General features: G+C 61.2%; 18 protein-coding genes and 1 tRNA gene. 14 read left to right on the forward strand and 5 right to left on the reverse strand.

All coding sequences use genetic code 11. From position 1 onward, the window contains the following. Positions 1-6: 6 nt before the first annotated feature. From HPY65_07420 to HPY65_07440, 5 genes are all read right to left on the reverse strand, one after another. Positions 7-1,146 carry an acyl-CoA dehydrogenase gene (locus HPY65_07420; protein ID NPU84303.1) on the reverse strand — a complete coding sequence of 380 codons (1,140 nt, stop codon included), beginning with the start codon at positions 1,144-1,146 and terminating at the stop codon, positions 7-9. Continuing rightward, positions 1,143-1,640 (reverse strand): MarR family transcriptional regulator, encoded by a 498-nt coding sequence (locus HPY65_07425; GenBank protein NPU84304.1) that lies wholly within the window; start codon positions 1,638-1,640, stop codon positions 1,143-1,145. Before HPY65_07425 ends, HPY65_07420 begins: the two co-directional genes overlap by 4 nt. Positions 1,641-1,781: 141 nt before the next feature. Continuing rightward, positions 1,782-3,311, reverse strand: coding sequence for a PAS domain S-box protein (locus HPY65_07430; protein NPU84305.1), 1,530 nt, complete (start codon positions 3,309-3,311; stop codon positions 1,782-1,784). 57 nt (positions 3,312-3,368) lie between these two features. Next, positions 3,369-4,532 (reverse strand): iron-containing alcohol dehydrogenase, encoded by a 1,164-nt coding sequence (locus HPY65_07435; GenBank protein NPU84306.1) that lies wholly within the window; start codon positions 4,530-4,532, stop codon positions 3,369-3,371. Positions 4,533-4,636: 104 nt separating this feature from the next. Continuing rightward, entirely contained in the window at positions 4,637-5,023 is a 387-nt protein-coding gene (locus HPY65_07440) for a DUF2845 domain-containing protein (protein ID NPU84307.1), read from the reverse strand. A 424-nt stretch (positions 5,024-5,447) separates the two neighbouring features. On the opposite strand from HPY65_07440, the gene HPY65_07445 reads away from it, so the two are divergent. From HPY65_07445 to rfbG, 14 genes are all read left to right on the forward strand, one after another. Further along, positions 5,448-5,524: transfer RNA gene (locus HPY65_07445), tRNA-Pro, on the forward strand. Between the two features lie 274 nt (positions 5,525-5,798). After that, positions 5,799-7,706: a sigma 54-interacting transcriptional regulator gene (locus tag HPY65_07450; protein NPU84308.1), complete on the forward strand. Its 1,908-nt coding sequence runs from the start codon at positions 5,799-5,801 to the stop codon at positions 7,704-7,706. Between the two features lie 347 nt (positions 7,707-8,053). Further along, positions 8,054-9,112: a CoA transferase subunit A gene (locus tag HPY65_07455; GenBank protein NPU84309.1), complete on the forward strand. Its 1,059-nt coding sequence runs from the start codon at positions 8,054-8,056 to the stop codon at positions 9,110-9,112. Next, positions 9,102-9,920: a CoA-transferase subunit beta gene (locus tag HPY65_07460; protein NPU84310.1), complete on the forward strand. Its 819-nt coding sequence runs from the start codon at positions 9,102-9,104 to the stop codon at positions 9,918-9,920. Before HPY65_07455 ends, HPY65_07460 begins: the two co-directional genes overlap by 11 nt. A gap of 4 nt (positions 9,921-9,924) precedes the next feature. Further along, complete coding sequence (locus HPY65_07465; protein NPU84311.1) at positions 9,925-10,914, forward strand: amidohydrolase; 990 nt, start codon at positions 9,925-9,927, stop codon at positions 10,912-10,914. Between the two features lie 146 nt (positions 10,915-11,060). After that, complete coding sequence (locus HPY65_07470) at positions 11,061-11,366, forward strand: hypothetical protein (protein ID NPU84312.1); 306 nt, start codon at positions 11,061-11,063, stop codon at positions 11,364-11,366. Between the two features lie 39 nt (positions 11,367-11,405). After that, entirely contained in the window at positions 11,406-11,918 is a 513-nt protein-coding gene (locus tag HPY65_07475) for a hypothetical protein (protein NPU84313.1), read from the forward strand. Between the two features lie 51 nt (positions 11,919-11,969). Then, complete coding sequence (locus HPY65_07480) at positions 11,970-12,707, forward strand: hypothetical protein (GenBank protein ID NPU84314.1); 738 nt, start codon at positions 11,970-11,972, stop codon at positions 12,705-12,707. A 226-nt stretch (positions 12,708-12,933) separates the two neighbouring features. Further along, complete coding sequence (locus tag HPY65_07485; GenBank protein NPU84315.1) at positions 12,934-14,337, forward strand: dephospho-CoA kinase; 1,404 nt, start codon at positions 12,934-12,936, stop codon at positions 14,335-14,337. Further along, positions 14,334-14,846 carry a DUF2889 domain-containing protein gene (locus HPY65_07490; GenBank protein ID NPU84316.1) on the forward strand — a complete coding sequence of 171 codons (513 nt, stop codon included), beginning with the start codon at positions 14,334-14,336 and terminating at the stop codon, positions 14,844-14,846. The genes HPY65_07485 and HPY65_07490 overlap by 4 nt, the downstream gene beginning before the upstream one ends. Beyond that, positions 14,843-15,295: a DUF2889 domain-containing protein gene (locus HPY65_07495; GenBank protein NPU84317.1), complete on the forward strand. Its 453-nt coding sequence runs from the start codon at positions 14,843-14,845 to the stop codon at positions 15,293-15,295. The genes HPY65_07490 and HPY65_07495 overlap by 4 nt, the downstream gene beginning before the upstream one ends. A gap of 101 nt (positions 15,296-15,396) precedes the next feature. Beyond that, complete coding sequence (locus HPY65_07500) at positions 15,397-16,032, forward strand: PHP domain-containing protein (GenBank protein ID NPU84318.1); 636 nt, start codon at positions 15,397-15,399, stop codon at positions 16,030-16,032. 407 nt (positions 16,033-16,439) lie between these two features. Continuing rightward, on the forward strand, positions 16,440-17,762 hold the full coding sequence (rfbH, locus tag HPY65_07505) for a lipopolysaccharide biosynthesis protein RfbH (protein ID NPU84319.1): 1,323 nt from the start codon (positions 16,440-16,442) through the stop codon (positions 17,760-17,762). Positions 17,763-17,768: 6 nt separating this feature from the next. After that, positions 17,769-18,854, forward strand: a complete 1,086-nt coding sequence (gene rfbG, locus HPY65_07510) for a CDP-glucose 4,6-dehydratase (GenBank protein NPU84320.1) — start codon at positions 17,769-17,771, stop codon at positions 18,852-18,854. Positions 18,855-18,923 lie beyond the last annotated feature (69 nt).

Below are 18,923 nucleotides of genomic sequence, written 5' to 3' on the forward strand. Positions count from 1 at the left end.
TGTGTGTCACTTCGGTTTGTTGATGAAGTCGAGCCCCGCCTTTTGCAGTCGGAGTTTGAGCACGTTCCGTCCCACCGAAAGGGTGAAGCGGGTGTCCAGGGCCCACCCGGCCAGGTCGCTGTCGCCGGCGAACCCCGCCTGCGAGGCCAGGTCGTCCAGGAGGAACTGGCAGTGGTCCGCCATTTCGCGAAAGGTGAAAAGCAGCGAGAACAAGGGGCGGGAGGCGTCGGGGTATTCGAGGAGCACCGCCGCCTCGCGGGCCAGGATCCGGATCATGTCGAGCTGGGCCGACAGCCTCCCCAGGTCCGCCCGGATTTCCTCACCGGGGTCGGCGCCGGTGCGAAGGAGGGCCGATAGCCGCCGGGCCTGGCGGAACAGCATGCCCGTGACGGGGCCCATGAGGAGCGTGTCCTCGATCTCCCGGAAGGGATACGCCGAGCGCCGGTAGGCGTCGGTCGTCTCGCCCAGGGCGGCCTCCGGGGGTATGAAGCAGTCCGCCAGGAGGATCCCGCCGTGAGGGGAGGGGTGCAGGGCCTTCAGGTCCGTCGGCTCGGCCCGGACCAGCCCCGGTGTGTCGGCGGGCACCAGGAATGTGCCGAAGGACTTTCGGTTATCCGAGCTTCCGGTTACGGCCAGGACAACGAAAAGACCCGCCATGGGCCCGTTGGAAAGCATCGATTTTTCTCCGTTGAGGACCCACCCGCCGTTCTTCGGAACCGCCGAGGTCTTCAGGTGCTTTGGATGGGCTCCCACCTTCGGCTCCGAGGCTGCGAGCGAGATGATCGTCCGGCCCGACGTGACGGAAGGCAGCCACAGCCGGCACTGTTCCTCCGTGGCGTCCGGCAGGAGCACCCACCGGATGACCATCACCTGGATCAGCCACGAGAGGACCACGCCGAGACAGCCGCCGTGGAAGGCCAGGGCCTCGCCCACGGCCTGGACGGCCGGGGCTCCGCCGCCTGATCCGCCGGCTTCGGCCGGAATGCCGATCCGGTAGAAACCCTCCCGGCCCATGCGCTCCCACAGGTCTGAAGGAAAGAGGACCGTCTGCGACAACTCAATCCGGCGCGGGTCGATGACCGATTCGGCGAACCGGGCGGCCCGATCGGCCTCCTGCTGGATTCGTTCCCGTTCCTGGCGCGTCATGGCTTTTCCTCCCCGTCAGCGGCCTTCTGGGGGCCGTTGTTGCGGCCGAATTTCCGGGAAATATCCTGCAGGATGCGACGGAAGGCGTCGAGATCCGCCTCCGGAAAACCTTCCTTTACCTGCCGGTTCACCGCCCGGATCACCTCCTTGGCCTTGTCGCATTCTTCCCTTCCCGCCGGTGTCAGGTACAGATGGGATGACCGTCGATCTCCCGGGTTGGCGTCGCGGCGGATGTACCCCGCCCGTTCAAGGCGATCCGCCAGCCCCGTCATGGTGGAGTTGTCGACGGCGAGGATCGTGCTCAGCTCGGTCATGGTTCTCCCGTCCCGCTGCTTGAGAAGGAAGAGGATGCCGCTCTGGGCGGTCGTGACTCTGACTCCGCGCGAGATCAAGGCCGCGTTGAGATGGTTCCTGATCTTCTGCTGTGCCGTGAAGAGCAGGTAGATAAAGCGGTCGTCCGCCGGGGGAGGTGTTTCGTTTCGTGTGTTTGGCATGGCTATATTTTGCACGCCAAGCAAACGCCGTCAAGCAAAAAACCGGAAGGGGCAGGATCTTTTTTTGCGGTGACGGAACGAACCCGAGTCATTTCTTTGGAGAGCGGATCAGGAGATAACGGGGCAATTGTCCCCGGCTTCCTAATCGAACCGGTAGTCCTTTTCGCGGAAGAGACGGAGGCAGGCATCGACGACGGTTGCATCATAGAGGATTCCCCGATGGGTCCGGATCTCCTCCATGGCTGCCTCCGCGCCGAGGGCCGGCCGGTAGGGGCGGTGGGAGCACATGGCCTCCACGACGTCCGCAACGGCCAGTATTTTCGATTCCAGGAGCATTTCGTCTCCCTTGAGGCCGCTGGGATAGCCCGTGCCGTCCAGTCGCTCGTGATGCTCCAGGACCATGCGGGCAATAGGCCAGGGAAACTCGATTTCCCGGAGGATTTCGAAGCCGGTCTGGGCGTGGGTCTTGACGAGCAGCATCTCGATGGGGCCGAGCTCCGATGGTTTGCCCAGAATCTCCGCCGGTACGGCAACCTTGCCGATATCGTGGATGACGCCGGCCATGCGCAGGCCATCCACCTGATCCGCCGGAAGTCCCATTTCCTGGGCGATCCGCCGGGCCAGGTCCGCCACTCGCTGCTGGTGGCCCGACGTGCAAGGGTCGCGGTACTCAATGGTGGAGGCCATGACCTTGATGATACCGCCCAGGGCCCGGCGAAGCCTGGCAAAACTGTCCCGGGCGCGGCTTTCGGCCAGATATTGATCCGTTATGTCGCTGATGAATCCTTCCAGACCGGTGATTTCGCCATCGGCCGAGGGGATTGCGTTTCCCTGCTCCGTGACGTACTTTTCCTGCCCGTCTTTTGACCGGATCCGGTATGTGAGGCGATAGGTCCGGGCGGCGGCGATGGAGGACTGAATCGAGTCCCAGACCTGATCACGGTCTTCAGGATGGATAATCTCGCTGAACGTGATCGCGCGTTTGCCGATCAGCTCGTCAGGGGCGTAGCCCGTCAGTTCCAGGCAGCCGGCGCTGGCATAGTCGAGGGTCCAGGAGCGGTGGTTGCTGCACCGGTAAGCCATGCCGGGAAGGTGGTCCATCAGGTTGGCCAGGCGACGCCGGCTCTCCGCAAGATCTTCCTCCATGCGCCGCCGCTCGGTCACATCCGACAGGGTTCCGGAGATGCCGCAGTACCGTCCGTCCCTGTAAATCTGCCTGCTGATCGCGGCGCGCACCCAGACGTACCGTCCGTCCTTTGCGAGGAGCCTGCTTTCCCAGGGCTCCATCCCGGAGCGCCCTTCCACTTCGAAGCGGTTGAGCATCTCCTTGAGGTCCTGACGGTGGATAAAGGACATGAAGGGCTTCCCGATCATCTCCTCGGGGCGGTAACCCAGTACGGATTCGACCTGGGGGCTGACGAACGTGATCGTTCCGTCCACGTCGAGGAAATAGACCGTTTCCTGAAGGCTCTGGATGAGGGACCGGTACTGCAGCTCGCTTTCCGAGACGGCCTCCCCGGCTCGTTTCGCCGTGGCGTCTTCCTGCAGACTCGAAAAGGGATGGGTCCAGGTGCCGCCCAAGGCGGCCAGCTTCTTTTCCAGAAAGGAGATCCGGCGCTTCGCCTGCGCCATCTCCTCTTTCAGTTTATCGTACTTTTTCGTGACATCCATCCTTGCGGGCTCCTGCCTTCTGCTTCCTTCTGCTGTTCCTGTCCTGAACCGGATTCGTCATCGGCACAGGGACAGGATATCGAGGATCGCTTCTTTCGAGTAGTTCTTGAGTCCCCATACCTGGGCGAGGGCAAAAGCATTTTCGGCGATGGCGTCGATACCGCCCTCGGGGATTTTCCCCTCCGCCAGCGTCACGGGGCTGCCGATGGCGGCGAACCATTTCCGGAGGCTCTCGATACCCTCCCGGGCGGCTTCCGCGTCGTCGATCGCCTCCACGTGGAAGACCCGGCGGGCGAGACGGGCGAACCGGGCGGGGTTCTGCCGGGCGGCCCAGGTCATCCAGGCGGGCATGACGATGGAGAGCCCCGCCCCGTGGGCGATGTCGTAGAGGGCGCTCAGGGCGTGCTCGACCATGTGCATGGGAAAGCCGACGACTCCCATCCCCGCCGTGGTGAGGCCGTTGAAGCCCAGGACGGCGGACCACATCAGGGTCGCCCGGGCCTCGTAGTTGTCCGGCTCCCGGAGGATGACGCCGGTGCTTTCCATGACGCTGTGCATCAGGGTCTCCACGAGGCCGTCCTGGAGATCGCTCGCCGTCGCGGTGTTGGTGAAGTAGCCCTCCAGCATGTGGGCGATGATATCGACGGCGCTGTAGGCGCTGTAAGCCCTGTCAAGGCTGAAGAGGACCGTCGGGTCCAGGACGGAGGCTTTGGGCTGGACCGCCATGTCCCGGATGCTGTACTTCCGGGCGCCGTCCTCGTTGGTGATGACGGCGGCGGGATTCATCTCCGAGGCGCTGGCGGAGACGGTGACCACGGTGAGGACCGGCAGCGCCTTTTTGATGGCGCTTTTCCGGAGGAAGAAGTCCCAGACGTCGCAGTCGGCAGGTGCGCCCGCGGCGATCGCCTTGGCCGTGTCGATGACGCTTCCGCCCCCGACGGCCAGGACGACGTCCGCCCTCTCCCGGCGGGCCAGTTCGATGCCCTTGCGGACGTGGGAGAGGACCGGGTTCGAACGGGCGCCCGGAAACTCCACGACAGCGACCCCTGCCTCGCCGAGCGAGGCCATGACCTGATCGAAGACGCCGTTCCGCTTGATGCTCCCGGACCCGTAGACAAGGAGGGCTTTGGTGCCGAAGCGGCGGACCTCCGTCCCGATCCGCCGGATCTGGCCCTTTCCGAACAGGATCCTCGTGGGGTTTTCGAAGATGAAGTTCTGCATGGTTTTCCCTCCTGATGAGCTCCGGAAAAGGGGACGGTTTTCAAATCCGTCCCCTTTTCCGGTTTATGGTGGGCAGACTTCAAATCCGCCCTCTTTCCGATTCATCACTGGCAGCGGGCCGGCCCCTTGCCCCGGCCTCCGGTTTCCACTTTCTTCAGGATCCCTCCCTCGAACGAGAGCTGGTAAATGAAGTCGTTCTCGCCGCAGTTGTAGGACCACCGCTCGACGGTCAGCTTCTTCCTGCGGACCTTCTTCTGTTTGGTCGCCTTCTTTTTGTCCCGCGTGTCCGTTTCGACGGCCGATCCGGATTCGATCCGGGCGACCTTCTCCTTCAGCATGGGTTGGCCGCACTCCAGGATGACCTTCGCCTTGCTGTCACCCTCCGAAACCAGCCCTCCGTTGCGGCAACGGAAGGCCTCCGCTTCCATCACTGTCCCGGCCAGGAAAAGCGCACACAGGATCGCCGGCCCGGCCCATCGTTTTCCCTTCATGGATGGCTCTCCTCCTGTTCCTGTTTTTTCATTGCCGGGGAAGCGGAATCAAACTGGAACCGGACATCAAGTAACGGAATTTGCCGGGATGGTCAAGCCGGTTGTGAAGCGGGCGACGCACCGCTCATCGGCCGTCCGGTGACGCTGTGCGGAACGTCCCGCATTCAGGGTGGACCGTGACGGACCGCCCGCAAGCGGAACGGAGACAGCGGAAAGGCAGAGGATGTAATGCATTGAACGATCCGGATTCAGAGAGGAATTTGTTGTAAGGACCATCTGCGGAGTGCCTGTGATCGTGAAATGGATCGAAGCGGACTTGTGCATCCGGCTCCTGAAGGAACGGCGGGACCGCATCCAGCAAGGGCGTGATTGCCATTCAGCTTGACACACCCCGTGCCCGATGGTATACGCTGCTCCAGTGTGTCGGGGCGTGGCGCAGTCTGGTAGCGTATCTGAATGGGGTTCAGAGGGTCGGAGGTTCAAATCCTCTCGCCCCGACCATCGAAATCAACGGGTTAGCCGATTCGGCTAACCCTTTTTTCGTTTCTGTGTGGGAATCTCTAAAAGCTTCATCGCAGATCCTCCTCACCCTGCGCTCGACCTTCTTGACCTTCTCCCCGAAAACCGGCCGCGTGACCGGACCCGTCTTGGGGGGATCCCCAAAATGGCGGAATTCCGTTTCCCGATGTGGTAGATGATTCGGGGTCGGGAAGACGGGTCCTTCCGACATTCCATCCATGCGAGAGGGCGTTTCAACCGGAGGTACGGAAAAGAAATGAAAGACCAGCCACATGATATGCAGGATCGAATCGACCACGCGGATGCCTCGATATTCCAGGCAAAGCAGGACTGGGTCGGAAACATCGATTTCCGGCAGATGGTGGAAGATCTTCAAATTATTGTGTGCGTTTACGATATTGACGGATTCATCTACCTGAATCCGGTCGGTGAAAAGATGACGGGCTACTCCCTGGAGGAGGTCAGGGGAAAGAGATTCTGGGAAGTAACGCATCCCGAAGATGCCCTGTGGATAAAACCGCGAGGGCTGGCGAGGCTCCGCGGCGAAACGGTTCCTCCAACCCGCGAATTCAGGATTATCAAGAAGAACGGCCAGGTGATGTGGGTCAATGTCTTTTGGATGATCACCCCGTGGCACGGGAAGAACACGATTATCATGGCGTGTGTCGACGTCACGGAAAACAAGCGTTTGACCGAAGAATTGCAGGCATCGCGAAGTGAACTGGAAACACGCGTCAAAGAGAGAACGGAGGAATTGAACCGAACGAACAAGGAACTGCTGCTCCTGAACCAGAATCTCAACAACATCCTCAAGAACATATCCGACGGTGTGGCCACCGTGAACCAGGACGGCGATGTTCTGCTGCTGAACGCATTCCTCGACCATGTGTCGGGCCATGCCGCCGAAGAGATCAAGCGCCGGCTGTCGAACATGATTTTAGAGGAAGAGGACGGCATCTTGAATAAAATGCTCCGGGAAAAGAAGACGTTCAGCGACGAGGAAATCATCTTTCCGACGGCGGAGGGCTCCCTCAATCTTCTGGTTTCGGGAACTCCGATTCTGGATGAAGAGGGGGCGGTCCAGAGCGGGGTCATCGTTCTGAGGCCGATGAAGGATGTGCATCGGTTGATCCAGCGTTTCAGCGGCTATCGGGCGACCTTCCGCTTTGAAGACATCATCACCGACGACCCGATCATGCTGACGCTGATCGAGAATGCCAAGAACACGGCGCTGGGCGACAGCAGTGTCGTGATCGAGGGCGCGAGCGGCACGGGAAAAGAGTTGTTTGCGCAGGCCATCCACAACTATGGGTCCAGGAGCCGGGGACCGTTCATTGCCGTGAATTGCGGGGCCATCCCGCGGGAATTGATCGCCAGTGAACTGTTCGGCTATGCGGAAGGCGCTTTTACCGGGGCCAAAAAAAGCGGGAACCCGGGAAAATTCGAACTGGCTTCGGGAGGCACGCTGTTTCTGGACGAAATCGGCGACATGTCCATTGATCAACAGGTGTCTCTCCTGCGGGTGATCCAGGAAAAAAGGTTGACCCGCATCGGCGGGCACGACGCGATTCCCGTCGATGTCCGCATTATCTGCGCGACCAACAAGGACCTCTACAGCGAGATGAGGACCGGAAGTTTTCGAAACGACCTGTACTACCGTCTGAACGTCATCAATATAAAAATCCCGCCGCTCAGGGAACGGCGCGGGGATATCATGCTTCTGTTCAACCATTTCATGAAAATGGCGGAACGGAAGGCAAACAAGAAGAGCAGCAGGATCAGCAGCGATGTTCAAAAGCACCTGATCAATTACAGCTGGCCTGGAAACGTGAGGGAACTGCAGAATGTGGTCGAACGCATGGTCAATGTGATGTCGGGCAGTTCCCTGGAGACAGACCAGCTGCCACAGGACATCAAGATGGCTGTCCCTTCCGTCGCGTCGTCCCATGAAGCCAATCGGGCGACGAAGGCTTCAGCGGACACCATTGACGTGGGTGCGGCTCGAGAATTGTACAGGCAGAAATCGGGAGAGGCCGAGAAACAGCACATCATCGGGCTTCTGGAGCTTCATCACGGCAATATCAGCCGGGCTGCCAGAGAAATCGGGATGTCCCGCACCACGCTGTACAAAAAGATAAGGCTCTACAATTCAGGCGGATGCTGAGTCGTCAATCCCCCGGGAAAGCGTACATACATTGTCCATGTGATGTTCACATGTGGTCGCCGGATTGACGGTCCAGCAACAATCCCTCCCATCTCCCTCCGAATAAAAACCAACGCATAAACAGGTGGATGTCTGAAATGACCGGCCTCGTTGACGATGGCATGCACTTTGCCCATGGGGATTGAATCCGTCGGACGGATCCCTGACGGATGAGCGCACGTAGCGCAAGGCGTTTTCAATGGGAAGTGGAGGCATATGATCCACAGGAAGACATGGAGGGTGCCCGGACCGCCGTTTCCCGATCAAAAGGAAACGCACCGCTCCTGAAGTGCGGAAAGGAGGATCGGATGGAAAAATACATGGATGCCGATAAAAGGACGACCGCAGCCGAGGCGATCGGGCGTTTTGTCAACGACGGGGAGTCTTTCGTTTTTGCAAATTGCCTCTATTGCATGCCCCTCGCGCTCACCCATGAGCTGATCCGCCAGGGCAAGAGGAACCTGATGGCCTTCCAGCAGGGCGGAATCGAAGAAATCGACCAGCTGGTCCTGAGCAAGGTGATCGACCGTCTCGTTCTGGCCTACAATTTCAGGGCCGGCGGCCCCCGCATCGTAAGCCCGCTCGATCGTGCCATAAAAGAGGGTCAGGTTGCCGTCGAGGAAATGACAAACCACACGCTCCTGTCCATGATGAAGGCCGGGGCCATGGGGTATCCCTTCCTGCCGGTCCTGCCGGGCATCAAGGTGACGGACGTGGTGAAACGGAACGGATTCATGGGGAATCAGCGGTTCGCCCGGCTCCCGGATCCTTTCACGGGGAAAGACACCCTGGTCGTCAAGGGCTTCAATCCCGATTTCGCCCTGATTCACGTCCAGCGAGCCGACCGGGCCGGAAACGGGCAGCTCTGGGGCGCCATGATCAACAGCAAGTGGGCGGCCCTGGCGGCAAAGAAAGTAATCCTTTCGTGCGAAGAGATCGTCGACACGGAGGTGATCATGTCCTCACCCCACCTGACGATCGTTCCCTCCCACAAGGTCTGCGCCGTCGTCGAGTGCCCCTGGGGCGCCCATCCCTCGGAGGTGCTGGGGCATTACGACTATGATTTCCCCTTCCGGGTCCTGTTCGTCGGGTCCGCCGCCAACCCGGATGCGGCGAAGTTCTGGCTCGACGAATGGATCCACAAGGTGAAGGACCGCGACGAGTATATCGAGCATTATGTAAAGAGGTTCGGAAGGGATACGCTCGAAGCGTTCCGGGCCAGGCCGTTCAAGAGTGTCCCGGCCGATTACGGTTCAACGTTCTCCCGGGACTGGGATGATCAGGGATACTCGAGGAGCATGGGCATGACCATGCAGGAATTCGTTGCCATGCTGGACGCGAAAGGAGCGCTGATCGATGGGAACTAGATTCACGATCCAGGAGCTGATCGTCTCGCGGGCCGCCAAGGAACTGAAGGACAGGGAATTCGTCGTGATCGGCCAGGGGATTGCCATGGCCGCGGGCGTCCTGGCAAGGAGGACCCACGCCCCCAACGCCGTGATCCTCACCGAGGCGGGCCTCCTGGGGATCGATCCCTTCAAGGTCCCGCTCCACATCGCCGATCCCACCTGCACCCGGGGATTCACCTATTCGTGCGACATGATCGACATCTTCACCACGGTCCTGAACCAGGGCTACGTGGACGTAACCTTTCTCGGTGTCGGCCAGATCGACCGCTTCGGCAACATGAACAGCAGCTACCTGGGCGAGCCGGGCAACTACACGACCCGCATGACCGGTGCAGGGGGAGCCCCCGAGTTCATCGGCTACGCCGGCCGGGCCATTCTCACCATGAGCGGCGGCACCTTCGTGGAAAAACTGGACTACTTCACCTCTCCCGGGTATCTGGAAGGCGGCGACTCGCGTTACGCGGCGGGGATGCCCGAAGGATCGGGGCCCAGTGTGCTCATTACGACCCGGGGCGTCTTCAGGTTCGACGAGGTCACGAAGGAAATGTACCTGGCGGGGCTCCACCCCGGGGTGACGGTCGATGAGATCCGGGCCGAGGTGCCCTGGAACCTGAAGATTGCCGACCGGCTGGAAACGACACCGGCACCGACGGAAGAAGAGCTCGCCATTCTCCGCAGCTTCGCTCCGGACATCACCATGGGGCGGAAGCTGCAGCTCGAGGTCGTGATGAAGCAGGTTATCAACCTTCTTTCGAAAGGAGCGTGACCGCATGACGGAAGGGAAGAAGACGAATCGGCCGTACAGGATTATCGACGCGCTTTGCTATGTACCCACGGAAGAAGTCGTTCTGGATCTTCCCGTCTCCCTGCCTCCCCAGATGGCCCCCTACCTCAGGAACGTTTTCGGGCCGCGGGTGGCCCCACTGATGGGGATCACCGCGGATGAATTTTACCGGATGAAGATCACGTTGAGTCAGGAGGAACTGCGGAAGGCCCTGGCGCCGAAGATGAAATTCATGTCCATGAAGCTGGAGGATTTCGTCCGGCAGCTGGACGAGATGGGCGTGGAAAAGGCGGTCATCTTCAACCTGGATGAAGAAACGCCCGGCGGGCTGAAGGGGCTGCCCAACGACTACTATGCCGATGTTGTCAAACAGTACCCGGATCGGTTCATCGGCATGGCCGGGATCGATCCCCTGAAGGGCATGGCGGCGGTGCGGGAGATCCGGCGCATTTACGATCTGGGCCTGCGCGGGATCGGAGTCCGGCCGTTCATGTTCGGCATTCCGCCCCATCATGCAAAGATGTATCCCCTTTACTCCACCTGCGTTGAGCTCGACATCCCCGTCTGGTTCCATACGGGGATCAACTACTCCACCAACAACATGGAGGTGGAGAGGCCGGTTTACTTCGACATCGTGGCGCAGGATTTCCCCGAGCTCAAGATCATCGCCGGCCACGGCGGCTGGCCCTGGGTTCCGGAGATGATGGCCGTGGTCCGGCGGAACGAAAACGTGTATATCGACATCTCCTCTATCGATCCGCGGTATCTCGGGATGCCCGGCTCGGGATGGGAGACCCTGATGCAGCTGGGAAACTCCGTCCTCCAGGACAAGATCCTGTTCGGCTCAACCTGGCTGTTCATGGGGCGAACGATCAGGCAACTGGCCGACGGCATCATGGACCTGCCGCTGAAGGAGACGGTCAAGCACAAGTGGCTGTACGGCAATGCGGCCCGCCTGTTCGGGCTGTCGGCATGACCGGGATGCCTTGCTTTCCGGATCGGAGATGATGAGGGTAACGGACGTCCCTGGCGTCCTCCCGGCTTACAAACGGACCACATGCGCGGGACAGGCTGACGGGGCGATCCTGTTGGCGTGAATCCCGGCAGGAGAGGATCGGAACGATGAAAGACAAACTCATGACCGCGGCCGAAGCGGCCCGGATGGTGGAAGACGGGATGCACCTCGGTGTCGGTGCCGGGATGGCGATGAATCCCATGCCGGTGATCCGGGAGATCCTCCGGAACGGCATCCGCGGGCTCACCCTGACGCCTGTCCTGACGGGGGGATACGTGACGGATCTCCTCATCGGCGCCGGGGCCGTGGAGACAATCCAGTTCCCCCAGATCGTCCTCGACGAGTTCGGGCTGGCCCCCCATTTCCGCAAATGGGCGGAAGCAGGCCGGCTCAAGCTCCTGGAGACCATGTGACCGGCCCTGCTCCTGGGGCTCCAGGCTGGAGCCCATCAATTGCCGTTCATCCCCGTCATCGGTTTTCTGGGGACGGACTACATGAAAATCCGGGACGATTTCAAGGTCGTCAAGGATCCCTATTCGGGTGAGGACTATGTCGTGGTTCCGCCCATCATCCCGGATGTCGCGGTTATCCACGGCCTCAAGGGAGACCGGTTCGGCGGTGTTACGGTCCTGGGCGCCCGGAACGATCGGCTGCTGGCCACGGCAGCCCGAAAGACCATCGCCGTCATCGAGGATCTGGTCGAACCAGGCGAGGTTCTGCCCGGCCTCCAGGAGGTTTACGTGGCGCCTGTGCACGTCGACGCAGTCGTCGTGGCGCCCGGCGGGGCCCACCCCACGGAATGCCCGGGCCGCTACGAAATCGACGCCGGCCACATCATGACCTACCTCACCGCCGCGAAGGACGAGGCCTCTTTTCAGAATTACCTGGAGACGTACATCACGGGACCGGCGGATCACGAGGCTTACCTGGAGAAGGTCGGCTTCAGACCCTCGGAATGGAAGTAGAAGCGGAGTGTTCCGTACGTCTCATAAAAGCATCAAAGAGAGGGAAACATCATGGGAAGCAGCCAGACAGAATCCTTCGAAAAGATGATCGGCGCCATCTCCCGGCTCCTGAAAAACGGCGAGATGGTCGTGACGGGCACGCTGTCCCCCCTCCCGGCGGCAGGTTGCCTCCTGGCCAAACATACCCACGCCCCGGACCTGGAGCCCATGCTCTATGGCGATCCGGAGAACCGGCTTTCCGAGGGGCTCCACGAGTTCTTCGGGGTTGCCCAGAAGGGGAAGGTGGACGTGTTCTTCCTCTCGGGCCTTCAGATCGACCGGCAAGGCAGCATCAACCTGTCGGTCATCGGAGATTATGACCATCCCAAACTGCGCCTGCCGGGAGGCGCGGGATCAGCCATGCTCTATTCCATGAGCCGGCGGACCATCCTCTTCACCATGACGCACACGAAGAAGCTTTTTGTGCCGAAGGTGGATTTCGTCAATGCCGCCGCTTTTGACGGCGAGACCAGGACCCCCTGGCGGCGCGGCGGCCTGTCCCACGTCGTCACGCCCCTGTGTGTCATGAAATTCGACGAAGATAGGAAGCGGGTCGTCCTGGATTCGCTCTTACCAGGAGTGACGCTCGATCAGGTCGTGGAAAACACGGGATTCGACCTGGACGTGGCGGGAAGGGAAATCCCCGTCATGGAGCCGCTGACGGAGGAGGAGCAGAGTGCCCTGCGGGGGCCGGTCCTGGAGAAGATGAGGACGATCTATCCCCTGGTGTGCCGGATGATCTGGGGGTAGGGAACGTGGCTCCCGATGAAAGGCCGGGGAGCATCATCCCGTTTTAACGGGAGAAGCGAACGGAGACGGGAAACGGCTTTACAACCCGCACCATTCATAATAGAAAGCCCCGTCGCAATGGTATCAATCCCCAAGGAGAATTCGGAAGAACCGAACCTGCAGCAAAAAAGAATTAGGGAGGACTGAAGTGGCGACAACGCGTGACTGGGGAAAATCCGTCCGTCGGATGGAACAGCTGCTGCGCTTGAAGACGTTTCCCGTGGCATTCAAGCTCCTGGAGAATCGGGCCGATTTGTCCGCCATTCCGTACATGCGGAGGGTGGGCCACAAATCGACCCTCTGTCAGCTCATCAACCTCGTTCGCAGCTTCGACTGGACCGTCGGGGCAGACGACACGGACATGGTGGGCCCGATGTGCACGTCCATCATCGGCCTGACCGGCATGCCGGAATTCCTCAGGGACGGGACGTTCCGGAGCATCATCTGGACCAAGACGAGGCGGGATGGAGAAAAGTACGAAAACGCCGTTCCCCGGATCCCGCCCGGGAAGTACCAGGCTGTCGCCATGGCGCCCCTGGCCTACAACCCCTTCGATCCGGACCTGATCCTCATCTACGCCAATCCGGCCCAGATGATCCTCCTGATCAACGCCCTCCAGTTCGAAGACTACGAGGTGATGCAGTTCTTCTGCGTGGGCGAGTCCTCCTGTTCCGATGCCATCGCCCGCTGCCATCTCACCGGCAGGCCCTCCCTCACCATTCCGTGCTTCGGAGAGCGACGCTACGGCCACACCCAGGACGACGAACTGGTCATGGCCCTGCCGCCTGCAATGCTCGACAAGGCCGTCGACGGCCTGGAGACCCTTTACAAGCGCGGGATCCGTTATCCCATCAGCATGGCCGGGGCGGAACTGGACCTGGGGCGCGCACTTCCCGGCGCTTACGCGACCGGGCCGGCCATGATCGAGGGAATCCGAAGCAGCACGGCCCTTCTGCTGGGCGTCACGGGAAGCATCGCCACAGGCAAGTCGACGGTGTCCCGCATGCTGGAGGAACTGGGATCGCCCCTGATCGACTTCGACGTCCTGGCCCGGATCGTGGTCGAACCGGGTCAGCCCGCCCTGAAGGACATCGCCGCGTATTTCGGCAGCCAGGTTCTCCAGGAAGACGGCGCCCTGGACCGCAAGAAACTGTCCGAGATCATCTTCACCGATATGGAGAAGCGCAAAAAGCTGGAAAGCTTCGTACACCCTCGGATCGGTGAGGCCTTCATGAAACAGGTGCAGGAGCACGCGCTGCGAAATCCCGACGCGATCATCCAGGTGGCGGTACCCCTGCTCATCGAGACCAACATGAATTTCATGTTCGACAAGCTGCTGCTCGTCTATACGCCCCCGGAAGAACAGGCGAGGCGGCTGATGGAACGCGACGGAGTCAATCAGGAGATGGCCGCAGCCATGGTGGGCTCCCAGATGTCCGTCGAGGAAAAGAAAAGCTACGTGGATTTCGTGATCGACAACTCCGGCGCGCCGGAGGAGACTCGCAGGCAGGTGGAGGACAACTGGATGACCCTGCAGGAGTTGCAGAGGGAAAAGGCTCAGCGGATCAAGGAACGAAAGGAAACCTCATGACCGTAGCATTCATGCGAAACAAGATGGTGGAGGTGGAGCCTCTGCCGACGGGAAACCTGGCCGTCTACTGGCGGCTCTCGGACGACCTGATCGATGTGGACATGACCCTCACGTTTCAGCTGCCGGACCTCGAGATCGTCGATGCCGCCGCGCACGTTCGCCGCTCGCCTCACCGGGAGGGCGTCAAGGCAGGGGAAGTCATTCGCAAGATGATCGGGGTGCGGGTCGGCGGAGGCCTGCGCAAGATCGTCAGGGGACTGATGGGCGGGGACGGCGGCAACATCGACCTCACCGAGGGGGTGCTGGAATGCTGCAACGCCGTTATCCTCAACTTCACCCTGCCGGGAATACAGGAATTCGAAAAATACACGTACACTACGGAGGAGGAACGCCTTGCCCCCGTCCGCGCCATGCTGCAGGCCAATCCCCGCCTGTACCGGAGCTGCGTTGCCTTTGCCGAGGACAGCCCGATCGTCCGGGGGCTCGATCTGAAAGGAGGTGTCTCATGATCACCTTCAGCCGGAGCCAGCTCGTCGGAATGGAATTCCTGGACGAGGATACGGTCCGCGTTCACGGCACCCAGGAAGATCATATCTATGCCATGGAGATTGAAATGGACGTCCGCATCGCCGACGGCGTGATCCTGGCCGTCAAGGGCTGGATGAAGCGCTACACGACGCCCGTCTGCCCCCAGGCCGTGGAGAGGCTCCAATCCGCCGTAGGGATGTCGCTGCGCACCGAGGGTTGGATGCAGGCCGTCATGCGGGACATCGGGCGTAACGGCTGCGAGCACTTCGCCGAGATCATCACGGAGTGCGGGCGGTGCCTCGATCCGGCGCGGCTGTCGAGAGCCCTGGCGGCAAAGCTGAAGACCGATCCCGGGGCCGACCTTGGAGCCTCGGCGGCCGCCTGGCTGGCCGACCACCCGGAAGCGCCGGGGACTCCGCTGGCCCTGTGAGATCTTTGAGGGAATGGATCGATCCATCAATTTCCGTCTCCCATGATCCTGACCAGAGAACCGGGGCGGCATGCCGCCGTCCTTGAAGAAAGCGACATTTCATGATCGTCGATCTGCATGTCCACACGAAGCCCTTGTCTCCCTGCAGTCATATCGATCCCCTGGAAATGGTGGCCGAGGCGAAACGCCGGGGACTGGACGGCATCTGCCTGACGGAGCACCACGCCCTCTGGGGACGCGGTGAGCTGGACGAGTTGGCACGGCAATCGGGGATCGCGATCTTCTCCGGAAACGAAATCACCACCGACCAGGGAGACATCCTGGTCTTCCGGTACCCGGTCCATGTCCCCGATATCATCCCCATCGCGGAGCTGCGCCGGGAGGTCCTGGCGGCAGGCGGCTTCATGATTGCCGCCCATCCGTTTCGGGGCTTCAAGGTGTTCGGCTTCGGCCAGCTTCGAATGACGCCCGAACAGGCCGCGAAGCGGAGGCTTTTCCAGCTTGTGGATGCGATGGAGGTCTGCAACGGAAAACTCAGCGAGGAAGAAAACAGGATGGCCCTGGAGGTCTCGAAGATCCTGGGGCTTGCAGGCACCGGCGGCAGTGATGCCCACCAGATCGATGAGATCGGGAAGTGGGTGACCGTCTTCGAGCGGGAGATCCGGAACGAACAGGAACTTACGGACGAGATCCGGGCCGGGCGTTACACGATCGGTGCCGCACCCGCAGCATCCTGAAACCTGTCCATGACTCAATAGAGGAACAAATCTTCAGGTTTATTATCCCGGGCATCCTCTTCTGTGAGACCTGCGGGCGCCGAATGCGGCGAGAGATCTGGGGAAGGCCCGGAAAATCGAAGGGAACTCTTCTTCCCACTAAAAAAAAGCATCTTTCTTCGGGGAGGTGCTGTTTTTTTTCGTATTCGGGAGATATACTCCGCATGGGAATGGGAAATCCTTTTTCTCGTCATTTTCCGGAAAGGCTTTTAGGCATTGGCATTATCTCTCCGTTTGGTCGTCCGGACGGTCCGTTCCGCCTCTGAGGGAACGGGGCCGGACTCGGGGCCGGCCGGTGGAGGGTGAAGGGCTTCCGAGAACGGGAGGAGGAAAGGAGCCACTGTCTGTCCGAAGGGAGGCAACCCGGAATGCGCGATGTGACACAAAACGAGATTCGCGAGGAGATCGAGTCGCTGGTGGCGGAACTCTACGCCGCCGGACAGGCCGGAAAGCGGTTCATCCCGGGAAAAACGCCCGTTCACTATGCCGGGCGCGTGTTCGACGAGCGCGAGGTTCAGGCGGCCGTTGCCGCCTCCCTGGAATTCTGGCTCACGGAAGGGCCCCATACGGCGCGTTTTCAGAAGGACCTGGCGGCGAAGCTGGGCGTTACGGGTACGATCCTGGTCAATTCGGGGTCATCGGCGAACCTTCTGGCCTTAACGTCCCTCACGTCGTCCCTTCTCGGGGATCGGAGGCTCCTGCCCGGCGACGAGGTGATCACGCCGGCGGCGGGATTCCCCACAACCGTCAACCCGATTCTCCAGAACGGCCTGGTGCCGGTTTTTATCGACTCTGCACCCCCGACGTACAATCCCCGCCCGGAAGACATTGCCGCCGCCGTCGGCCCCCGGACGCGGGCCATTTTCCTGGCCCACACCCTTGGAAACCCCTCCGATGCCGATGCGATTCTGGACATTGTCCGCGAGTACGATCTTTTCCTCATCGAGGACTGCTGCGACGCCCTGGGATCCACATACAAGGGCCGCCAGGCCGGCACGTTCGGGATTCTCTCCACGTTCAGCTTCTACGCGGCCCATCATATCACCCTGGGCGAGGGCGGCGCCGTGGCGTCTTCCGACCCGCTCCTGCTTCGGATTCTCAGGTCACTGAAGGACTGGGGACGCGATTGCCATTGCGGGCCCGGGCAGAATAACGCCTGTGGACGCCGTTTCACCGGCCGACACGGGGACCTGCCGGAAGGCTACGACCACAAGTACGTCTATTCCCACGTGGGCTATAACCTGAAGGCAACGGACATCCAGGCTGCCATCGGAGTAGAGCAGCTGAAGAAACTGGATCGGTTCTGTGCCGCCCGCAGGGAGAACTTCCGGGCCTGGACAGAGTGCTTCCGCCCCCTGGAAGATCGCTTCATCCTCCCGGAGGCGACACCCGGAAGCGATCCCGCCTGGTTCGCCTTTCCCCTTACGATCCGCGAAGGGGCGGGCTTCAACCGGCGGCAGGTTACGGATTTTCTGAACGCAAAGCTGGTCGAGACGCGGAATCTGTTCGGGGGAAACCTGCTCCGCCAGCCGGCTTATCTGGACGTTCCCCACCGCGTCGCCGGGGAGCTGTCCGGCGCCGACCGGATCATGAACGACACCTTCTTCATCGGCACTTATCCGGGGATCGGAAAGCCCCAGATCGACTACACCATGGATGTCCTCCGACAATTTCTGAAAAAGGGGGAATGAGCCGGTATGAATCCGCTTGAAGACTTTTACCGGGGACGCCGGGTCATGGTTACGGGACACACCGGTTTCAAAGGTTCCTGGCTTGCTCTCTGGCTCCGGAAACTCGGTGCGGAGGTCACGGGATTCGCCCTGCCGCCCGCGACGGATCCGTCCCACTTTTCCATCCTGGGACTTGAAACGCGCATCCGCCACCGGGAGGGGGATGTCCGCGATCCCTCCGCCTTGCACAACGTCTTTGCCGAGGCGAAGCCCGAAGTCGTCTTCCACCTGGCGGCCCAGGCCATTGTCCGGAGCTCCTACGAAGATCCCAAGGAGACCTTCGACGTCAACATCGGCGGCACGGTAAATGTCCTGGAGGCGATCCGGCAAACCAAGAGCATCCGGTCCGTCGTCATCGTCACTTCCGACAAGTGCTACGAGAACCGGGAATGGGTCTGGGGCTACCGGGAAGAAGACCCTCTGGGGGGGCATGATCCGTACAGCGCCAGCAAGGGCGCCGTGGAAATCGTCTGCGGGGCCTACGCCAGGTCCTATTTCGGAACCGGGGGACGGGGGCCCCGGTTCGGCTTCGCCACCGCCCGGGCGGGAAACGTCATCGGCGGCGGCGACTGGGCGGCGGACCGCCTGATTCCCGACTGTGTCCGGGCCCTGGCGGCGGGGAAAGCCGTCGTCATCCGGAATCCCGGGGCCACCCGTCCCTGGCAGCACGTATTGGACCCGCTCTCGGCTTACCTTTTCCTGGCCCGGCGGCTGGCAGAGGAGCCGGATCGCTTCTCCGGACCCTGGAATTTCGGTCCCGCCGACGGCTCGTCCATGCCCGTCCGCGAACTGGCGGCCCGCTTCGTCACCTGCTGGCCGGACGGCAGGCTTCGGCTGGGAGGGGGCAGGAAAAACGCGCCCCACGAGGCACATGCACTGGCCCTCTGTGTCGACAAGGCGCGGAAGATCCTCGGCTGGCAGCCCGTCCTCTCCACCGGGGAGGCCGTTGACTGGACGGCCGCCTGGTACCGGGCATGGCAGGAGGGAAGGGGAAACCACCGGGCGCTGTCTCTGCGCCAGATCGGGCAATACGAAAAAAAACGGAGGACATGATTCCGTTTTTTGTATCTGTGTGATATCCGTCACATTCTTTATGGATGGAATGTGACCATGAAACAGACG

The sequence above is a fragment of the Syntrophaceae bacterium genome, from assembly GCA_013177825.1.
Classification (GTDB): Bacteria; Desulfobacterota; Syntrophia; order Syntrophales; family PHBD01; genus PHBD01.

Coding starts and splice junctions, on each gene's coding strand:
- HPY65_07420 (NPU84303.1), bottom strand. CDS start 1,146: ATGACGCGCCAGGAACGGGAACGAATCCAGCAGGAGGCCGATCGGGCC.
- HPY65_07425 (NPU84304.1), bottom strand. CDS start 1,640: ATGCCAAACACACGAAACGAAACACCTCCCCCGGCGGACGACCGCTTT.
- HPY65_07430 (NPU84305.1), bottom strand. CDS start 3,311: ATGGATGTCACGAAAAAGTACGATAAACTGAAAGAGGAGATGGCGCAG.
- HPY65_07435 (NPU84306.1), bottom strand. CDS start 4,532: ATGCAGAACTTCATCTTCGAAAACCCCACGAGGATCCTGTTCGGAAAG.
- HPY65_07440 (NPU84307.1), bottom strand. CDS start 5,023: ATGAAGGGAAAACGATGGGCCGGGCCGGCGATCCTGTGTGCGCTTTTC.
- HPY65_07450 (NPU84308.1), top strand. CDS start 5,799: ATGAAAGACCAGCCACATGATATGCAGGATCGAATCGACCACGCGGAT.
- HPY65_07455 (NPU84309.1), top strand. CDS start 8,054: ATGGAAAAATACATGGATGCCGATAAAAGGACGACCGCAGCCGAGGCG.
- HPY65_07460 (NPU84310.1), top strand. CDS start 9,102: ATGGGAACTAGATTCACGATCCAGGAGCTGATCGTCTCGCGGGCCGCC.
- HPY65_07465 (NPU84311.1), top strand. CDS start 9,925: ATGACGGAAGGGAAGAAGACGAATCGGCCGTACAGGATTATCGACGCG.
- HPY65_07470 (NPU84312.1), top strand. CDS start 11,061: ATGAAAGACAAACTCATGACCGCGGCCGAAGCGGCCCGGATGGTGGAA.
- HPY65_07480 (NPU84314.1), top strand. CDS start 11,970: ATGGGAAGCAGCCAGACAGAATCCTTCGAAAAGATGATCGGCGCCATC.
- HPY65_07485 (NPU84315.1), top strand. CDS start 12,934: ATGGAACAGCTGCTGCGCTTGAAGACGTTTCCCGTGGCATTCAAGCTC.
- HPY65_07490 (NPU84316.1), top strand. CDS start 14,334: ATGACCGTAGCATTCATGCGAAACAAGATGGTGGAGGTGGAGCCTCTG.
- HPY65_07495 (NPU84317.1), top strand. CDS start 14,843: ATGATCACCTTCAGCCGGAGCCAGCTCGTCGGAATGGAATTCCTGGAC.
- HPY65_07500 (NPU84318.1), top strand. CDS start 15,397: ATGATCGTCGATCTGCATGTCCACACGAAGCCCTTGTCTCCCTGCAGT.
- rfbH (NPU84319.1), top strand. CDS start 16,440: ATGCGCGATGTGACACAAAACGAGATTCGCGAGGAGATCGAGTCGCTG.
- rfbG (NPU84320.1), top strand. CDS start 17,769: ATGAATCCGCTTGAAGACTTTTACCGGGGACGCCGGGTCATGGTTACG.